The organism is Pseudomonas sp. TNT3, assembly GCF_010095445.2.
Lineage (GTDB): Bacteria > Pseudomonadota > Gammaproteobacteria > Pseudomonadales > Pseudomonadaceae > Aquipseudomonas.
This window is the reverse complement of record NZ_WFGV02000083.1, coordinates 1-17,970: the sequence shown is the minus strand read 5'-3', so window position 1 is coordinate 17,970 and position 17,970 is coordinate 1. Positions and strand designations below refer to the sequence as shown.

10 protein-coding genes are annotated in these 17,970 nt (G+C 61.6%); 3 read left to right on the top strand and 7 right to left on the bottom strand.

The window, feature by feature from the left end:
- Together GBC55_RS27955 and GBC55_RS27950 are read left to right on the top strand one after the other, a co-directional pair.
- Positions 1-3,146 (top strand): amino acid adenylation domain-containing protein (locus GBC55_RS27955; protein WP_247267033.1); only part of this gene is annotated, 3,146 nt, incomplete at its 5' end.
- Between the two features lie 187 nt (positions 3,147-3,333).
- Complete coding sequence (locus tag GBC55_RS27950; protein WP_162440875.1) at positions 3,334-4,290, top strand: alpha/beta hydrolase; 957 nt, start codon at positions 3,334-3,336, stop codon at positions 4,288-4,290.
- A 289-nt stretch (positions 4,291-4,579) separates the two neighbouring features.
- Here the strand turns inward: GBC55_RS27950 and GBC55_RS27945 are convergent, their stop codons facing one another.
- From GBC55_RS27945 to pvdM, 5 genes are all read right to left on the bottom strand, one after another.
- Positions 4,580-7,042 (bottom strand): TonB-dependent siderophore receptor, encoded by a 2,463-nt coding sequence (locus GBC55_RS27945; RefSeq protein WP_162440874.1) that lies wholly within the window; start codon positions 7,040-7,042, stop codon positions 4,580-4,582.
- Positions 7,043-7,331: 289 nt separating this feature from the next.
- The gene (locus GBC55_RS27940; RefSeq protein WP_162440873.1) at positions 7,332-8,981 is read right to left on the bottom strand and encodes a cyclic peptide export ABC transporter; all 1,650 of its coding nucleotides are present in this window, start codon (positions 8,979-8,981) and stop codon (positions 7,332-7,334) included.
- Positions 8,982-9,227: 246 nt separating this feature from the next.
- On the bottom strand, positions 9,228-10,106 hold the full coding sequence (locus GBC55_RS27935) for a formylglycine-generating enzyme family protein (protein WP_162440872.1): 879 nt from the start codon (positions 10,104-10,106) through the stop codon (positions 9,228-9,230).
- Between the two features lie 250 nt (positions 10,107-10,356).
- Entirely contained in the window at positions 10,357-11,637 is a 1,281-nt protein-coding gene (locus GBC55_RS27930) for an aminotransferase class V-fold PLP-dependent enzyme (RefSeq protein ID WP_162440871.1), read from the bottom strand.
- 31 nt (positions 11,638-11,668) lie between these two features.
- The gene (gene pvdM, locus GBC55_RS27925) at positions 11,669-13,018 is read right to left on the bottom strand and encodes a pyoverdine-tailoring dipeptidase-like protein PvdM (protein ID WP_162440870.1); all 1,350 of its coding nucleotides are present in this window, start codon (positions 13,016-13,018) and stop codon (positions 11,669-11,671) included.
- Positions 13,019-13,220: 202 nt separating this feature from the next.
- Here pvdM and GBC55_RS27920 point away from each other — a divergent pair, with 202 nt between their 5' ends.
- Positions 13,221-14,849 carry a PvdJ/PvdD/PvdP-like protein gene (locus tag GBC55_RS27920; RefSeq protein ID WP_162440869.1) on the top strand — a complete coding sequence of 543 codons (1,629 nt, stop codon included), beginning with the start codon at positions 13,221-13,223 and terminating at the stop codon, positions 14,847-14,849.
- A 132-nt stretch (positions 14,850-14,981) separates the two neighbouring features.
- On the opposite strand, the gene GBC55_RS27915 is transcribed toward GBC55_RS27920, so the two are convergent.
- Together GBC55_RS27915 and GBC55_RS27910 are read right to left on the bottom strand one after the other, a co-directional pair.
- Positions 14,982-16,376, bottom strand: coding sequence for an efflux transporter outer membrane subunit (locus GBC55_RS27915; protein ID WP_247267032.1), 1,395 nt, complete (start codon positions 16,374-16,376; stop codon positions 14,982-14,984).
- Between the two features lie 7 nt (positions 16,377-16,383).
- Positions 16,384-17,970: ABC transporter permease (locus GBC55_RS27910; RefSeq protein WP_247267031.1), on the bottom strand; the 1,587-nt coding region annotated here is incomplete at its 5' end.

Below are 17,970 nucleotides of genomic sequence, written 5' to 3'. Positions count from 1 at the left end.
GGCTGTTGCTGTTGCAACGCCACAGTGGCCAGCGCAGCGTGGCGTTCGGCGCCACGGTGGCGGGGCGTCCGACCGGTCTGGCCGGTGCCCAGGATATGCTCGGCCTGTTCATCAACACCTTGCCGGTGATCCAGACCCTCGACCCGCAACAGCCGCTGGGCGAGTGGTTGCGCGCCTTGCAGGATTACAACCTGATGGTGCGCGACTACGAGCACACGCCGTTGTCGGACATCCAGCGCTGGGCCGGGCAGGGTGGGCAAGGTCTGTTCGACAGCATCATCGTGTTTGAAAACCATCCGGTGGACCGTGCGTTGAAGGGGGGCGAGGAAGGTGAGTTGCGCTTTGCCGAGGTCGGCAGTGGCGGGGTCACCAACTTCCCGATGGACTTGATGGTCAGCGCCAACGAGGAAGGCCTGGAAGTCGAATACCTGTACCTGCGTGATCGCTTCAGTGACGTGGAAGTGCAGCGCATTCGTGCGCAGCTTGAGGGATTGTTGCGGGCGTTGCCTGAAGATGCGACCTGTTTGCTCGGCAACATCGGTTTGCCCCACGCGTTAATCAGCCAGCCACAGGCGTCTGACAACCAGGCTGACCTGCTGCACGGGTTCAATCAGCATGTTCACAAGCAACCGCAGAAAATCGCCCTGTTCTGTGAAGATCGAGAAGTCAGTTATGCCGACCTTGACGCTCAGGCCAATGGGCTGGCGCAGCACCTGATCGATCTCGGTATCGGTCCGGAACAGCTGGTGGCGGTGGCGCTGCCGCGTTCCGAACGCACCCTCATTGCGTTCCTGGCGGTGCTGAAGGCCGGGGCCGCCTACTTGCCTTTGGACCTGGCGTACCCGGCCGAGCGCCTGGCTTACATGCTCAAGGATTCGGCGGCGAGCCTGTTGCTGTGCGACAGCGACCTGGGTGAACGCTTGCCGCTGGCGGACAGCCCGCCACGGCTGTTGCTTGATCAGTTGAGCATTGCCGGCAACGTCCAGTGCCCATCGTCGACGCCGCTGGCGGGGCACCTGGCGTACCTGATCTACACCTCTGGTTCCACTGGCCAACCCAAGGGCGTGGCCGTGGCGCGCGGTCCGATTGCCCGGCATTGCCGGGGCATCATCGACCTCTATGAACTGGCCCCGCGCAGTCGTGAACTGCACTTCATGTCGTTCGCCTTCGACGGTGCGCAGGAGCGGTGGCTGAGTGTGCTGTTGGCCGGTGGCAGTCTGGTGATCCGCGACGACAGTTTGTGGACCCCGGAGCAGACCCTGGAGGTGCTGCACCGTCATGGCGTCACCGTGGCCTGCTTCCCGCCGGCGTACCTGCAACAGATGGCCGAAGTCGCCGAACGTCTCGACAATCCACCGGCGGTCGAGGTGTATTGCTTTGGTGGGGACGCGGTACCGCAAGCGAGTTTCGAACAGGTCAAACGCGCCTTGCGTCCGCAACGTCTGGTCAACGGCTATGGCCCGACCGAAACCGTGGTCACGCCATTGCTGTGGCGTGCCGAGGCCAGCGAAACCTGCGACGCCGCCTATGCGCCGATCGGGCGTGGCGTGGCCGGGCGTGGCCTGTACGTGCTGGATGCCGACCTCAACCCGTTGCCGGTCGGTGTCAGCGGCGAGCTGTACCTGGGCGGTGAATGCCTGGCGCGGGGTTATCACCTGCGTCCGGGCATGAGCGCCGAGCGGTTCATCCCCGACCCGTTCGAGGCCGGTGGCCGCATGTATCGCACTGGCGACCTGGTGCGCCAGCGCGAGTGCGGGCTGATCGATTATCTGGGACGTCTTGACCAGCAGGTGAAAATCCGTGGTTTCCGCATCGAACTGGGGGAAATCGAAGCGCGTTTGCGTGAGTGCGCCGGTGTGCAGGATGCCGCCGTGGTGGTGCACAACACGCCGACCGGCAAGCAGTTGGTGGGTTACGTGGTGGCGGGCGGGGCGGTCGGGCTGGATCGACGCCTGAAAGCCGAACTGCAAGCGCAACTGCCGGACTACATGGTGCCGGCGCGCATCCTGGTGCTGGAGCGCTTCGCGCTGTCGGCCAACGGCAAACTCGATCGTCGTGCATTGCCGGTGCCTGAATGGGCGCTCGGCGGCTATCGCGCGCCGCGTAACCCATTGGAAACGGCGTTGACCGCGATCTGGCAAGACGTGCTCGGCGTGCCGCAGGTGGGCATCGACGACAACTTCTTCGAATTGGGCGGCGATTCGTTGCAGGTGCTCAAAGTCATCTCACGGGTGCGCAGTCAGCCGCAATTGGGCTTCGAATTGAAACTGCGGGATTTGATGCAGAAACCCTGCATCGCTGAACTCAGTGGTTATCAGGCAGCCGAGCCCGTGACGTCGGCGCCGGACCCGTTGCTGGCGTTGAACGCGCGGATCCCCAACGTGCCCGCGCTGTTCTGCCTGCATGCCGGTTTCGGCACGGTGTTCGATTACGAACCGCTGGCGCGGCGCCTGGAAGGACGGCGCACGGTGTATGGCCTGCAATGCCGCATGTTGCTCGATCCGAACTGGCAGGACGATTCATTGCTGACCATGGCTCAGGCCTATGCGCAACGTATTCGTGCTCAGCAGGCCAAGGGGCCGTATTACTTGCTGGGCTGGTCGCTGGGGGGCGCGCTGACGCAATTGGTTGCTCGGGAGCTGGAATCTCAAGGTGAGCAGGTGGCCTTTGCCGGACTGGTCGATAGTTACGTCGCCGGCACCGCCGAAGCGGGTGACTGGCGCGAGGACCTGGGTGATTTCCTCAGGTTCGTGCTGGGGCTGCCGGCTGAAGAGGCTCAGGCATTGATCGTGTTTAAGGCGGCTGATTTGAACGAGCGAGAGGGCGCCACTGCCGTGATCGAAGCCGCCTTGCACGGTTCCAACGAGCAAGCTGCGCTGGGGGCGGGGGAGCTTACACAGATCTTCGTCACTGGCTCACGGCTCAAGCAACTGGCACTCGCGCACCGGCAACTGCCGGCGATCAACGCCGCGGCGCATCGCTGGTGGGTGGCTGAGCGTGACGATGAACGTCGGGTGTTCGAAGCCCAGGTCGGCAGCCATGGCGTTGATCGTCTGTTGGCCGGCGGGCACTACGAACTGCTGCGCAGTGATGAACTGCTTGATGAGCTGGAGGATTTGCTCGAACAGCGTTTGGCCACGGCATGAAAAACAATAAATAACCTGTGGCGAGGGAGCTTGCTCCCGCTGGGCTGCGAAGCAGTCCCCTGTTCCAGAAGGCAGGGGACCGCTTCGCGATCCAGCGGGAGCAAGCTCCCTCGCCACAGGGGGACGTTGCTGAATTGAAGATTTTTGTACTACCCGATTTTTGACCTCTCTGCATAGGATTCACTCCATGGCCGTACTGCCAGAACTCGAAGCATTCCTCGAACTCGCCGAGTTCGGCCGCATGACCGGCAAGAGCCGCGCCATGCACGAACTCACCCCTGAGCAGGCGCGGATCGATTTCGAAGCCTCCTCGGGCTTCCTCGATACACCGCTGGAATCGGTGTCCTGCCAGTCACTCACGATCACCGCGCGAGACGGCTTCAGCCTGCCGGCGCGGTTGTATCGTGACGGCCAGGGAGGCGACGGCTTGCAACCCGTGGTGCTGTATTTTCACGGCGGTGGCTACGTGGTCGGCAGCCTCGACTCTCACGATGCGCTGTGCCGACGCCTGACCGCGCAAGGCGGGTTCGCCCTGTTGACGGTGGATTATCGTCTGGCCCCGCAATGGCGTTTCCCGACCCCGGTGCAGGATGCTTGCGATGCCGGCAACTGGCTGATGCGCGAAGGTGCGCAACAGGGCCTCGATGCCACGCGCGTGGCGTTGGCCGGCGACAGCGTCGGTGCCACGTTGGCCACGGTCCTGTCGATCATGGCCGTGCGTGAACCGACCGAACTCACGCTGAAACCCAGGGCCCAGGTGCTGGTGTACCCGGTCACCGATGCCACCACCCAACGCGCGTCCCATCGGGATTTCTCCGAAGGCTACCTGCTCGAAACCCCGACCCTGGACTGGTTCTACGCCCACTACAGCCGCACACCCGCAGACCTCGCCGACTGGCGCTGTTCGCCATTGCTGGCGCAGGACCTGTCAGGCATCGCTCCCGCCCTGGTCTACCTTGCCGGACATGACCCCTTGCACGACGAAGGGCTGGCCTACGCCGAGCGGCTGCGAGAAGCGGGGAACGAAGTGACACTGCTGGAACAGCCAGGCATGACCCACGACTTCATGCGCATGGGCGGGTTGTTGAGCGAAGTGGAAGCCATTCACGCGCAAGTGGCGGAGTGGGTGCGTGCACGTTTGTGAGACGAAAAACCAAACCGCCGGCCCACATGTGATCCACTGAAGATCAAATGTAGGAGTGAGCCTGCTCGCGATAGCGACATGACAGGCACCTTTGAGTGACTGTTGGTCCGCTATCGCGAGCAGGCTCACTCCTACAGGGTTTGGTGCTGATCACAAGATCCTGCCACACCACCGCTCACTGTGGGAGCGAGCTTGCTCGCGAAGACGGCATCACATTCAGCACAAAACCATCACCCAAAAAAAATGCCCGCATCTCACGACACGGGCATTTTTCATTTCAGCTTATCGTTCAGAAATCATACTTCGCGGTCAGCTGCAGGTTGCGCGGCTCGCCGTAGAACGTGGTGTCGAAGTTACCCAGGCCCGTCAGGTACTTCTTGTCGAAGACGTTGTTGGCATTGACGGTGAAGCTCAGGTGATCGTCGTACTCGTAGCGGGTCATCAAGTCTACGAGGGTGTAGCCGCCTTGCTTGATCTGCGTGTAGTCGCCAGCAGGTGCGCTGTAGATCTTGCCGTAGAACGCACTCTGCCAGCTCACGCCACCACCGACGGTCACCTGGTTCAGCGCGCCAGGCAGGCGATAGGTAGTGAACGTGCGAACAACGTGTTCAGGCTTGGACGTGGACAGCGGGTAGCCGAAGATGCGCTGTTCGTCCTGGTCGCGAGTGCGGGCGTAGGTGTAGCCGGCAGACACATTCCAGTCTGGCGCCACTTCGCCAGCCAGTTCCAGTTCGACACCGTTGGTGGTGGCGCCGTCGATGGCTTTGTAGATGCCTTCGTTGGTGACCGGGTTGGTGCCGATCGATTCAGCGACGTTGTCCTGCTCGATACGGAAGAACGCCAGGCTGGCGTTCAGCTTGCCTTCGAAGTAGGCCGCTTTCAGACCGGTTTCATAGGCATTGCCTTCCACTGGCGCCAGGGTCGAACCGTTGACGTCCTTGTAGATCTGCGGCTGGTAGATGCTGGTGTAGCTGCCATACACCGAGTACGTGTCGTTCAGGTCATAGACCACACCGGCATAGGGCGTGACGACGCCGTGTTCCTTGTAGCTGGCGTGCGTGTCGTCCAGACCCGCGCCCGGGTTATAGGAATAATCTTCGTTGTACTTGAAGGTGCTCAAACGGCTGCCGAGGATGAACGACAGGTCGTCGGTCGGACGCAGGCGAGTGGCGAGGTAGATGCCGTTCTGGCTCTGGGTGCGTTCGTACTTGCCGTTTTTCGGAAACTCCTGCTTGGGCAGGGTGCCGTTCCAGTCATAGATGCTGCCCGGGACCAGCGAGAATGCGCTGGTGTCGTACGTCGCGCCGGTCTGGCGCGAATGCGATGCCATGAACCCGGCGACCAGTTCGTGCTCGCGACCGCCGAGGGAAAACGGTCCGGACACGTTCACGTCTGCCGTGTCCTGAACGCGATGGCCTTCCCAGCGACCCCAGTAGAGAAACATGCCTTCGCCGGTGGCGCGATCAGGGTTGCCGCCGCTGGCCGAGGCCAGCTGGGTGTCGTGATCGGTGGTTTTCTGGTTGAGGCTGAGCTTGAGTTTCCAGTCGTTGGCCAGCGCCTGTTCGAGGGACGCGAAGTAGGTGGTGGTGTCGAAGTCACGACGGCTCCAGTCGGCGCCCGGGTTGAAGCTGCGAGAGAAGTCGGTGCGACCGCCATCGGAGAAGTACACCGGGTTACCGGTCCAGGACGAACCGCGTGGGGTCACGCTTTGATTGTCGATGCCGAAGGTCAGCAGGGTGTCGTCCGTGAGATCGGCTTCGAGGATGCCGTAGTACACGTCCTTCTTCTGGCTGTAGTGATCGATGTAGGAATCTTTGTCCTGATAGGCGCCGACGAAGCGACCACGCACGGTGCCGGTATCGTTCAGCGGACCGGAGATGTCGCCTTCGGTACGGTAGTTATCCCACGAGCCCGCGGTGCCGGTAATTGATGCCTTGAATTCCTTGGTCGGTTTTTTGCGCACCAGGTTGACCGTTGCCGAAGGGTCGCCCGAACCGGTCATCAGGCCAGTGGCACCTTTGATGACTTCGACGCGGTCGTAAGTCGCCATGTCGACGTGCGTTGCACCTTCGTCGTACACGCCGTCGTAGATGGTGTTGACGCCGTCGTACTGGAAGTTGGTGATGGCAAAACCACGGGCCGAGTACTCGGTACGGTCGCTGTCATATTGCTGAACCGAGATGCCGGGTGTGTTGCGCAGTACGTCAGCGATGCTCTGGGCACCGCGATCGTCCATCTGCTGACGCGTCACCACGGTCACCGATTGCGGCGTTTCACGCAGGGTCAACGGCAGCTTGGTCGCCGTAGTCGTCGCACCGGTGGTGTAGGAACCGGTGTCTTCAGTGGTCAGGCCCAGGGCCTGGCCGGAAATGGTGGTTGCGCCCAGTTGCAGGCTCGCGCCGCCGCCGGACACCAGGGTTACGGTGTTGCCGTTGATCTGGAACGAGATGCCGGTGCCCTTGAGCAGTTCCGACAGGGCTTGCGACGGCTCCAGCGAACCGGACACAGCGCGGGATTTGATCCCTGCGACCTGGTCCGGGCTGTACAGAATCTGCAGATTGGTTTGCATGCCCAGTTCGGTGAGTGCGCTGGACAGTGGCTGTACCGCAATACTCACTTTTACAGGTGCAGCATTGGCCATCGAGCTCCCCAGCAAGGTGGCGCTCAGCAATACGCTGGTGAACAGGGTGCGATGCAAAGTCGGGCGCTTTACGGCCAGCGCGAGAGGTGTGCGGCGTGTGAGAGGTCGCATTACGTACCTGAGCTCCTGAAAAAGTGTTGTGCAGCGTTTTTGTTAATAAGAATGATTATTAAGACGGGGCGCAGACACAAAACCGGAAAGAAACTTTAAAAATAAATTCATGAGGGTGAAGGCAGTAGTATTCGCATTACCGGCAGGCTGACTCGGTTACTGTGGCGAGGGAGCTTGCTCCCGCTGGACTGCGCAGCAGGCCCCTGCTTTTTAGGCAAAGAGTGGGGCCGCTGCGCAGCCCAGCGGGAGCAAGCTCCCTCGCCACAAAAGCGTTTACATTCTTCACCAGTCAGGCAGGGGCCAACTCGGTGACAACCCGCCCGCTTTCCATCCGCACCAACTGATCCGCTACATCGAAATACCGGTCATCGTGGGAGATCACGATGATGGTCTTGCCCAGGCGCTTCAGGTCCGGCAGCAGCTCGGTGTAGAAGATTCGCCGGAAGGTCGGGTCCTGATCCGCCGCCCATTCGTCAAACACCAGCACCGGACGTTCCTCGAGCCAGGCATTCACCAAGGCCAGGCGTTTGCGCTGGCCGGTGGACAGGTCGGTGGTGGTGAAGCTGCCGTCCTTGACGCTGACCTTGTGCGAAATCTCCAGCCGTTGCAGGTACTTGTTGGCATCCTCGGGAATGTGTTGGTCGCCCTGAACCACATCATCGAACAGGTAGTAGTCAGCAAAGATCGTGGTGAACAACTGGCGGTAGTCATCGCGGTTCTGTGCGTCGATCGCCTCGCCATTGACGCTGATTTCCCCCTGCTGCGGCGTGTACAGCCCCAGCAGCAGCTTGATCAGCGTGGTCTTGCCGCAGCCGTTTTCGCCGACGATAAAGGTGATGTCGCCTTGCTTGATCGTCAGGTTCACCGGTCCCAGCTGGAAGGGCGCAGCACCTTCGGCGGCAGGGAAGGCGAAACGCACATCGGCGAGTTTCAGTTCGTGCACCGCTTGTTTGACCTGCCCCTGATCGCTCAGGAGCAGATGCGGTTCGGGGGTGGAAAATTGCTCCGACAGTTCGGCGATCCGGCGGAAGGCGATTTGCGCGCGGCTGACAATCGGCAGGGTGCTGATCAAATGTTCCAGCGGCCCTTTCATGTACAGCAGCACCAGCACAAAGCCGCTCATCACGGTTTTATCAGCGCTCGGCCAGTAGGTTTGCAGTGCCAGCGCCAGGCCGATCACCACGAAGAACAGCATGGAACCAAAGGTTTTGGCGATGACAAAGGTGTTGATCGAGCGCACCTGGGTGTTGCAGATGAATTCGGCCGTGGACTTGATCCCCGAGACGAACATGCGTTGGCGGCGTGGGCGATGAATACGCAGTTCCTTGGCACCTTCGGCAATCGCGTTGTAGTGCTTTTGCAGCTCATCTTCGGCGTCGCGGGCGGCCATGAAACCTTGCACACCCTTGCTTTGAGCGTAGGCCTGGATGGCCGTGCCGATCAGGATCGCAGCGACCATGATCAGGAACATCGGCCACGACAGCATCGCCAGATAACTCATGCAACCCAGGGTCACCGTGACGGAAATCGCCAGTGGCGCGAAGGCAAATGCGAAGTCGCTGATGGTGTCGACGTCGTGAGTCAGCACCGGAATCAGGCGGTGGCTGCGATAGCGCTCGATCTGTTCAATGGGCGCCGACAGAACCTTTTCACCCAACTGTTTACGCAGCTTGGCGATGATGTGCTGGCCGACGTAATTGGTGCCGATGTCCGAGCAGATCGAGCTGGCCAACGCCAACAGGCACAGCCCCGCGAACAACGCGACCACGCCTTGGGTCAGGCCGGTGTCCGAATGCAGGGCGTTGTTGATGGTCGCCAGCAAGACCGTGACGCTCAGACCGCCGACCATGCCCAGGAAAATGGACGCAGCGACGATGAGTCGAAACGGTTTCAGCAAGGCGAACAACTCGCCGATGGCGCCACGGGGAGGCTGGGTCATGGAAGACAGTTCCTTGGGTGTAAAGGCAGATACCCAGTAGAACGTCTGGTCGCAGGCTTAATTTAGAGGGGCGCCGACTGGTGGCAGTACAGATTGACACGACCCCTGTAGGAGCTGCCGAAGGCTGCGATCTTTTGATCTTGTTTTTTAGAATCAAGATCAAAAGATCGCAGCCTGCGGCAGCTCCTACAGGGTGCGGCGGTGCGGCGTTTCGAGTGGTGCGGGTCGGAGAGGGCGCTGCGTGACTCAGAGCTCGCGCACAATCCGGAATCCAATCCAGTCCCCACGTTCTTGCGGGTACTGGCTGTTGCGATTGCCTGAACGGGAAAACACCGGAGCCTCACCCCAGTCGTTGCCGCGAATCCGCACCGCTTCGCACTTGGCTTCGACCCATGCGCTGCCGTCGGTGGGGGCGCCGACGTAGTTCGGATGCTCGCAGTCTTCGACCCATTCATAGACGTTGCCATGCATGTCGTACATGCCGAACGCGTTCGGTGCATAACTGCCCACCGGCGAGCTGTAGCTATAGCCGTCCGCCGGGCCGTAGGTGTTGGCGTGTTTGGCGATGCTGTATTCCTTGCCCTCGTCGAAGGGGAAGGGAAACGGTCCCTTGGTACCGCCACGCGCGGCGTATTCGCGCTGGGCTTCGCTGACCATGCGGTACGTCTGCCCGGTCTTTTTCGACAACCAGGCGACGTAGTTTTTCACGTCGTCAAAATTCATGCACACCGCAGGCTGGCGCGGGCCCTGGGGGTAACGCGGTTTGCTGGCGACGCACTCACGACCAGGCCTTGTGTCGCCATTGGCGATGGTCACGCCACTGTCGCGCATGTAGCTGTCCCATTCGCCGGCGGTGACCTGGAAGCGGCTCATGGCGAAGGGCTTGGCGAAGGTTACCGCATGCATCGGACTTTCATCGGGCTCGCGACCGACTTCATCGTCCGGCGTGCCCATGGTGAACGTGCCAGCGGGCAGCACCACCATTTCCGGACAGTCCCGGCAGTCCTTGAACACCTTGCCTGGCTGTGGCGGCGTGGCGGCCACGGCGGTGGCAGGTGCAAGAGCGGCCATGAGTGCAGTGAGGGCAAGCGCCTTGAGTGGCAGTGTCGGCAGATCTCGATTCATGAGTCATCTCGAGTAAAGGAAAAACAGGTCTATGAGCAACAAATCACTGTGGCGAGGGAGCTTGTCGAATCGTCGCACCGTCCCCCTGGACTGCGCAGCAGGCCCCTGCTTTTCAGGTAAAAGAGGGGGGCCGCTTCGCAGCCCAGCGGGAGTAAACTCCCTCGCCACAAGTATCTGTGTGCTTTTGCTCCTGTGTGCAGGTGTGCAGGTGTGCAGGTGTGTAGGTGTGTAGGTGTGCAAGTGTGTGGCTTCAGGTTGTCTTGCTCAGCAAGACCATGAAACGGTCAATCTCGTGTTCAGTGTTGAGCAACCCCGGTGCAACGCGAATCACCGGACCAACATCGCGTTCCACGGAATCGCAGACCACGCGGTTTGCCATCAACTGCGCGGCGACTTTTTCGCAGTCGCGGTCCTTGATCCGGAAGAAGGTGAAGCCAGCCGACAGCGCCGGGCTTAGCGGCGTCACCAGTTCGATCTGCGACTGTTCCAGCAGGTGATTTTTCGCATAGGTGTTCAGCGCATGAATGCGTGCCTGCACCTCGGCCTTGCCCAATTGCAGGTGCAGCTTGAACGCCTCATCCAGGGCCCAGCGATGCTCGAAGCTGTGATAGCCGCCGGGGGTCATGATGGTCGAGAAGGACGTCGCCTCGGAGAAGGTCGGGATGGTTGGCGTCACGTCCTTGAGCTCGGCGGAGCGGGCGCAAATGATCCCGGTACCGCGTGGACCGAACATCCATTTATGCGTGCCGGCGATGAAGAAGTCGCAATGCATGTCAGGAAAATCGAGGTCTTCGACACCGAAACCATGCACGCCGTCGACCACGTAAAGAATGCGATCTTTGTCGTCGCGGTTGCGGTTCAGCTCTTCCACCAGCTTGCCGATTTCGCCGATGGGCAGTTTCACGCCGCTGCCCGATTGCACCCAGGTCATGCCCAGCACACGGGTATTCGGTCGAATGCCCTGGGCAATCGACGCCAGCACTTCGTCCTCCGAAATGTCGCGACTGCTTTCGAACAGCTTGAGCTTGCGGATCTTCACCCCGTCCTTCTGCTGGCGGTAATCCAGCGTGTAATTGGTCGCGTAGTGCTCGTGTTCGGTGGTGAGGATTTCCTGGTCCGGGCGCACATGGATGCCGCCGTAGATCAGCGACAAACCCTCGGTGGTGCTGCCGGTGAGGGCGATCTGTTCAGGGGTGGCCTTGAGGTAACGAGCAGCCCACGCGCGAACTTCCTGTTCGCGTTTCTCGGTTTCCCCCAGGTCCCAGTCCATGGCTCGGCCGGGGTTGCGGTCGAGGTTGGCGCGGTGCCTGTCGATGGCTTCGCGCACGGGCCTCGGGTGCGACGTCACTAGGAAGTTGGCGAAGTGCAGGTAGTCCGGATCCTGATTGAACAGCTGACGCAACTGCGTCCATTTGTCCTTCGGCAACGGCGCTGGATTGGCGGCCAATGCCGGCAGGTTCACAGCGGCACCCAAGGGCAGGCCCGCGGCAAGGAGGCCGGCCTGCTTGAGGAATGAACGACGGTTGGTCATGAGCTCGGTTCGCTTTTGCAAAAGAGAAAAATCAGTGGTTCGCCACCGGTTTCGACGACTGCTGCACCTGGTCCCAGACCCGCAGGAAATTACCGCCCCAGAGCTTGGCGATGTCAGCGTCGCTGTAGCCGCGGCTGATCAGTTCGGCCGTCACGTTGCGGGCTTCGCTGACGTCTTTCCAGCCATCGAGACCACCGCCGTCGTTGAAGTCGGAACTGATGCCTACATGGTCGATACCGATTTTCTTCACCGCATAGTCGATCGCGTCGCCATAGTCCTTGAGTGTGGCTTTGGGTTCTTCATCGACAATCGCGTAGAGCTGGCTGGCGTACTCGCCGAAGCGCTGCTCGGACCAGACGGTGATGATCGGATCGCCCGGCATCAAGGCCATTTCCAGGCCTTGCAAGGGTTGCAGGTCAAAGCGCGCACGCAGGGCGTTGAGCTTGTCCTGGGTGGCCTGGCTGAGCGGGCGGATGTAGGTCGGGAAACCGACGATCTGCACCACACCGCCACTGTTCTTGATCAGTTGCATTTCCTGGTCGCTGAGGTTGCGCGGGATGTCCACCAGCGCCCGCGGCGCCGAATGCGAGGCCACCATCGGCGTACGACTCAGTTGCGCGACTTGTTCCAGTGCCTTGGTCGACATTTGCGAGACATCGATGATCACCCCGAGGTCATTGAGACGATGCACGGCCTGCTGGCCGATCTCCGACAAGCCGCCAAGGGCGTCACGGGAATCATTGAAAAACGGCAGCGGGCGGGAGGAGTCGGCCCAGGCATTGTTGCCCACGTAACTGAAGCCGAACATGCGCATGCCCCGTGCCGCCCAGGTGTCCAGGGCGTTCAGGTCGTTACCCAGCGGGTAGGCGTTGAGCATGCTGAGGAAGATCGCAAACTTGCCTTCGCCGTGCAGGCGCCGGAAGTCGTCGGGGGTGTAGGCGATGGCGACCTGGTTGGGGAAGTCGCGCACCATTGTGCTGATGATCTTGTAGCGGGTTTCCTGCTCGAACCGCGCCTCGTCGACGAACCCCGCGGTGGGGCGGTGGGGTGCGTTTTCGCCGTTCCAGATTTCCGGCCAGCCGAAGATGGTCAGGGCTGCGCCAGACAGACGACCGCGCCCGGTCTTGACCAGGTCGAACTGGCCGGTGCCGTCCTTGTCGGCTTCGTTGCCGGCGGTGCCGAAGTCCAGCGGGACGGTGACGTGGCTGTCGAAGGAAAGGATGCGCTCTTGCAGCTCATCGGCTTGCTTCATCACCTTCACCGGGTAACCAGGATTGTCCTTGAACCAGTAATCCCAGGCCGCATAGCCGGCTCCGGCGGTGATGGCCAGCGCCAGCGGCAGGCCGAGGTAAAGAGCCTTTTTCGAACGTGGTTTTGTCATTGCCATCTCAGTCAGGTTCGCCACCCGATGCGGGCGCAGGGGCCTTTGCTATCTGGGAAGAACGAGTTTGCAGGTTGGAAATTTAGTTGAATTTGCGGGCCTCATCGCGAGCAAAGCTTGCTCGCGATGCTCTTAAATTTACGGCAGCAGCAAACGTTCTAGCTTGGATAAAGCCTGCTTCATGGCTGACACAGGTAGGGCAATGACGATTTCTCGACGATGTTTCATGGCAGGCCTGGCGCTGACCGGTGCCGCCGTGCCTGCGGCTTTTTATGGGCATCGCGAATGGAGCAAACCGGATCCGACGATCACCCCCGGGGAAGCCTCGTTCGACGTGGCGGATGTCGCCGGCCAGCATCTGGCGAACACCTTGCGTGGCGTCTGGCAGATTCGTTTCGAGGGGCAGGACGGCGGTCTCGAAGGCTTGCCTCGGGACGGTCTGGAAGTGTTCCTCGACGTCGGTCACAAGGGCCGTGGTTTGATCGGGTTTCTCGACACCGCCGAGCGGTTGCGGGCCAGCGAGGCGCCGCGCTACCGGGTATTGGGCGATCTGGCAGATGCCAAACCTGCCGAACTGAGCTGGCGACTGATTAGCGCCCATGCGCTGCACGACACGCCGGATTACGAGTTCAGCATGGCCCTGGACGAGGTGTGGGCCGGGTTTGGCAATGCCGGCAGCGGCACGCTCAGTGGTCGGGTGCTCAACCTGGATCGGCCGCTGATGCTGACCGCCCAGGACAATCGGTTCATCGCCGTCAAACGCACCTTTCCCGAAGCCCGGGAGCGCACGGGCCTTAATGCGCCGCTGTTGGCCTGGCTGATTTCCCCGGAACACCGCCTGTTTCACCAGCTCTGGCACGCCTCCCGGGACAAGTGGCACACGCTGCCCGAAGACAAGCGCAATGCTTTGCGCGGCATTGGCTGGCAGCCCGGCCCGCGCGACAAGGAGCGCGATGCCCGTGGCGCGCGCAAGGATCGCAATGGGTCCGGCGTGGACTTTTTCTTCATGCACCGGCACATGCTCGGTACGGCGCGTTCGATGCAGAACCTGCCGTCGTGGCCGCATTTTCCGTTGCCGCAACCGGAACTGGTCCGCGATCGTGTGGGCTTCGCGGCGTATTTCGATAATCACGACGGCACCGCGTTGCCACCGACCTGGTTGGCGGACGACGACGCCGAGTACTCGCAGTGGGTCGCCGACATCAAAACCGCCGAGACCTACCACAGCAATTTTCAGGTGTGGGAGTCGCGCTATCGCGATCCGCGTTATCTGTCGAAGCTGACCTTGGGCCAGTTCGGCTCGGAGGTCGAATTAGGCCTGCACGATTGGCTGCACATGCGCTGGGCCTCGGTGCCGCGGGACCCGTCCAACGGCCAGCCGGTGCCGTTTGCGCGGGATCCGTCGGACTTTTCCGCGCGCTGGTTCGCTGCGGAAAACGACTTTCTCGGCGACCCGTTTTCGTCCCACGTGAACCCGGTGTTCTGGCATTTTCACGGCTGGATCGATGATCGCCTGGAAGACTGGTTCCGGGCTCATGAGCGGTTTCATCCGGGCGAGGTGAATCGGTTGGAGGTCAACGGCGTGGCGTGGTTCGCGCCGGGGCGTTGGGTTGAAATTGATGATCCCTGGCTGGGGCCGGGCACCCATGGCTGCAGCACCACGCCGGGTTTGCAGCCGGGCAAGTCGGTGGAAATGGACCCGGAAACCATGAAGCTGGCGTTGCGTATTACCTTCGGCGAGGACGAGAAGAAACTCGCGGACCTGTTCCGCAAAGTACCGCAACGACCTTGGTATGCACGGCATTTGAAGGCCAAACAAAGCCAGGCTTGAGACCGCGTTATCGTTCATCGCGAGCAAGCTTTGCTCCCACAGGTGATCATTGTTGAACACAGATTCCGTGTTCACTGGAGATCAGTGTAGGAGTGAGCCTGCTCGCGATGAGGCCCATTCAAGCACCTCACACTACAAAACCTGCCACCCCCCACCCAACGCCTTGTACAGCGCAATACTCGCCTGCATCCGCGCCAGCCGCAGTTGCACATTCAAATCCTGCGCCGCATACAGCGTTCGCTGTGTTTCCAGCACTGTCAGCAAATCCTCGGCCCCGGCCTGATAGCGACTCTGGGCAATGTTGAAGGCTGTCTGCGCCTGATTCAGTTCTTCCCCTTGCCACTGCCGCTGCTCATCCAGCCCGCGAATGCTGTTGAGGGCTTTTTCCACGTCGGCGAAGCCATTGATGATTGCCCCGCGATACGCTTCCAGCAGCTCCTCCTGACGGGCCGTAGCCTTGTCACGCTCGGCACCCAGGCGACCATTGTTGAACACCGGCGCAAGCAGCCCGGCGGTGAGGTTGTAAAACGGGCTGCGTAGGATATCCGCCGCGCGATCCGCACCCGAGCCCAGTTCGGCACTCAGGGTCACGGTAGGCAGCATGGCGGCGCGCGCAACGGTGACGTCCGCTTGTGCGGCGGCCAGTTGCGCTTCGGCGCGGGCAATGTCCGGACGACGGCTGATCAGCTCGCTGGGTACCCCGGCCGTGATCGTCGGCCAGGTCAGTTGATCGAAACGTTCCTGCCCCAGGGACAGTTGTTGCACCGGCCGGCCAAGCAAGGCGGCGAGGCTGATCTGCGCCTCCTGCGTCTGTTGCTGCACCAGTGGCAATTGCCGTTGTTGCGCGGCCACCAGGCTCTTCTGTTGCGCCAGCTCCAGTGCTGTCGCCGAGCCCGAGTCAAAGCGCGTCTGAACCAGTTTCAGCACGCTCTGTGCGTTGGCCAGGTTGAGCTCGGCGATGCGTTGTTGCTCCTGCAGTGACAGGGTTTGCGCGTAACCGTTGGCGACGCCGCTGAGCAGGGTCAACTCCACGGTTGCCTGATCGAATTCGCTGGCCTGCAAAGCGAACTGTGCACTGTCGCGAGACGCCCGTTGGCCGCCCCAGAAATCGATTTCGTAGCTGGCGCTGAGGTTGGCGTCGAAGTAGTCCACCGCCTTGTTGCTGCTGTCGGCATCCAGCTGGCTGTAGCCATTGCCGCGCAACAGTTTCTGGCGATTGGCATTCAGGCCGGCCTTGAACTCTGGCAGTTGCGAGCCACCGGCAACCACCGTTTCCGCCTGCGCCTGGCGCACCCGGGCCATGGCGGCGGACAGGTCGAAACTGCCGACCCTGGCCTGCTCGACCAGGCGATCCAGCTGCGGGCTGCCGAACTGCGACCACCACTGCACATTGCTGCGAGTCGCGCTCTCGCTGTGGGGCGACTGCCAGGCGGCGGGAGGCGCAATACCACTGTCCGGACGCTGAGCGGGACTGCCGCACGCGCCGAGCAACATGCAGAGGGTCAACAGACTGAGTTGCGGCTTCATAAATCGATCATTCACTGGTAAGGGCCGTGACCGGGTCGAGTCGGGCAGCTTTGCGGGCCGGCATGAAGCCGAAGACAACACCGGTGACCAAGGCGCAGCCAAAGGCACCAAGCACCGCTATCAAGGAAAAGGCGACCGCCACTTCGCTGAGGACCAACACGCCGCCGACGATCAGGGCGAGTGCAATACCGGCGAGTCCGCCCACCACCGAGAGCATCACCGCCTCGGTCAGAAACTGGCGCAGAATGTCGCGCTGGCGTGCACCGGTGGCCATGCGGATGCCAATCTCCCGGGTTCGTTCACGCACCGTCATGAGCATGATGTTCATCACGCCGATCCCGCCGACCAACAGCGAAATCGCGGCAATCGAACCGAGCATCAGCGACAGGGTATTTTGTGTGCGCGCCTCGGCCTGGATCATCGCGGCGTTGTTGGTCAGTTCGAAATCTTTCTTGCCATTGTGCAGGCGCAGCATCAACTGCTCGATGGCCTGTTCCGCTTCCTTGACCTTGCGCGCATCGGCAGCGGCGATGGCGATGTATTCCGGATTATGGGTACCGAACAACCGCACGCTGGCCGCCGAGTAGGGGATGGCGATGCGGTCGTCGCTGTCGGAGTCGCCAGAGCTGGCGCCTTTCTCGGCCAGCACGCCGACCACCTGGAACGGCACGTTTTCGATCAGGATGTACTGGCCGATCGGGTTGGCGACGTTCTTCAACAGTTTCTGCCGCACCTTGTGACCGATCACCGCCACGGCGGCGGCGTTCTGTTCATCGGCCTCGGTGAAGTAACTGCCCTCGACCACGGGCCAGTTGAAGATCGCCGGAAAGTTGGTGTCGTTGCCGCCGACGTAGCTCATGTGATCAAGATTGCCGAAGCGCACCCCGGCCTCCTGACCGTTGACCGGCATGATGCGCATCACCTGCGGCAGGCTCGCCACCGCCTTGACCTCGTCCAGCGTCACGATGCCCAGCGGGGTTCGCGGGTTCGGCGAGGAGCCGCTGAGGTAAATGATGTTGGAGCCGAATGCGCCCATCTGCGCCATCACCTGGCGCTTGCTGCCTTCACCGACGGCCAGCATCACCACCACCGACGCGACGCCGATGATGATGCCCAGCAGCGTCAGCGCGGTGCGGAACTTGTTGATCCACATCACCCGCCATGCCGCTTGCACCGCGTCCACCAGCTCACCTTTCCAGGCGCCCGTGGCTTCGGCGCCTTCGGTCAGACGCTTGCGCAAATCCACCGCTTGCAAGGCGCCGGGATTGGCCGAGGTCTGGACCTCGGGATGGTCACGGGCGCTGTCGCTGATGATCAGCCCGTCGCGAATTTCGATGATGCGCTTGGCCCGTGCCGCGACTTCGCGGTCGTGGGTAATGAGGATCACCACGTGGCCCTGGCTCGCCAGTTCGTCGAGCAGGGTCATGACCTCGGCGCCACTGTGGCTGTCCAGGGCGCCAGTGGGTTCGTCGGCCAGAATGATGTGGCCGCCGTTCATCAAGGCGCGGGCGATCGACACCCGTTGCTGTTGGCCGCCGGAAAGTTGATGCGGACGGTTGCCGGTGCGTGACGCCAGGCCGAGCCGGTCGAGGAG

Bases quoted from the DNA above. Each gene is read 5' to 3' on its own strand.
- GBC55_RS27935 (WP_162440872.1), bottom strand. From the start codon at position 10,106: ATGAATCGAGATCTGCCGACACTGCCACTCAAGGCGCTTGCCCTCACT.
- GBC55_RS27920 (WP_162440869.1), top strand. From the start codon at position 13,221: ATGACGATTTCTCGACGATGTTTCATGGCAGGCCTGGCGCTGACCGGT.
- GBC55_RS27950 (WP_162440875.1), top strand. From the start codon at position 3,334: ATGGCCGTACTGCCAGAACTCGAAGCATTCCTCGAACTCGCCGAGTTC.
- GBC55_RS27940 (WP_162440873.1), bottom strand. From the start codon at position 8,981: ATGACCCAGCCTCCCCGTGGCGCCATCGGCGAGTTGTTCGCCTTGCTG.
- GBC55_RS27915 (WP_247267032.1), bottom strand. From the start codon at position 16,376: ATGAAGCCGCAACTCAGTCTGTTGACCCTCTGCATGTTGCTCGGCGCG.
- GBC55_RS27945 (WP_162440874.1), bottom strand. From the start codon at position 7,042: ATGCGACCTCTCACACGCCGCACACCTCTCGCGCTGGCCGTAAAGCGC.
- GBC55_RS27930 (WP_162440871.1), bottom strand. From the start codon at position 11,637: ATGACCAACCGTCGTTCATTCCTCAAGCAGGCCGGCCTCCTTGCCGCG.
- pvdM (WP_162440870.1), bottom strand. From the start codon at position 13,018: ATGACAAAACCACGTTCGAAAAAGGCTCTTTACCTCGGCCTGCCGCTG.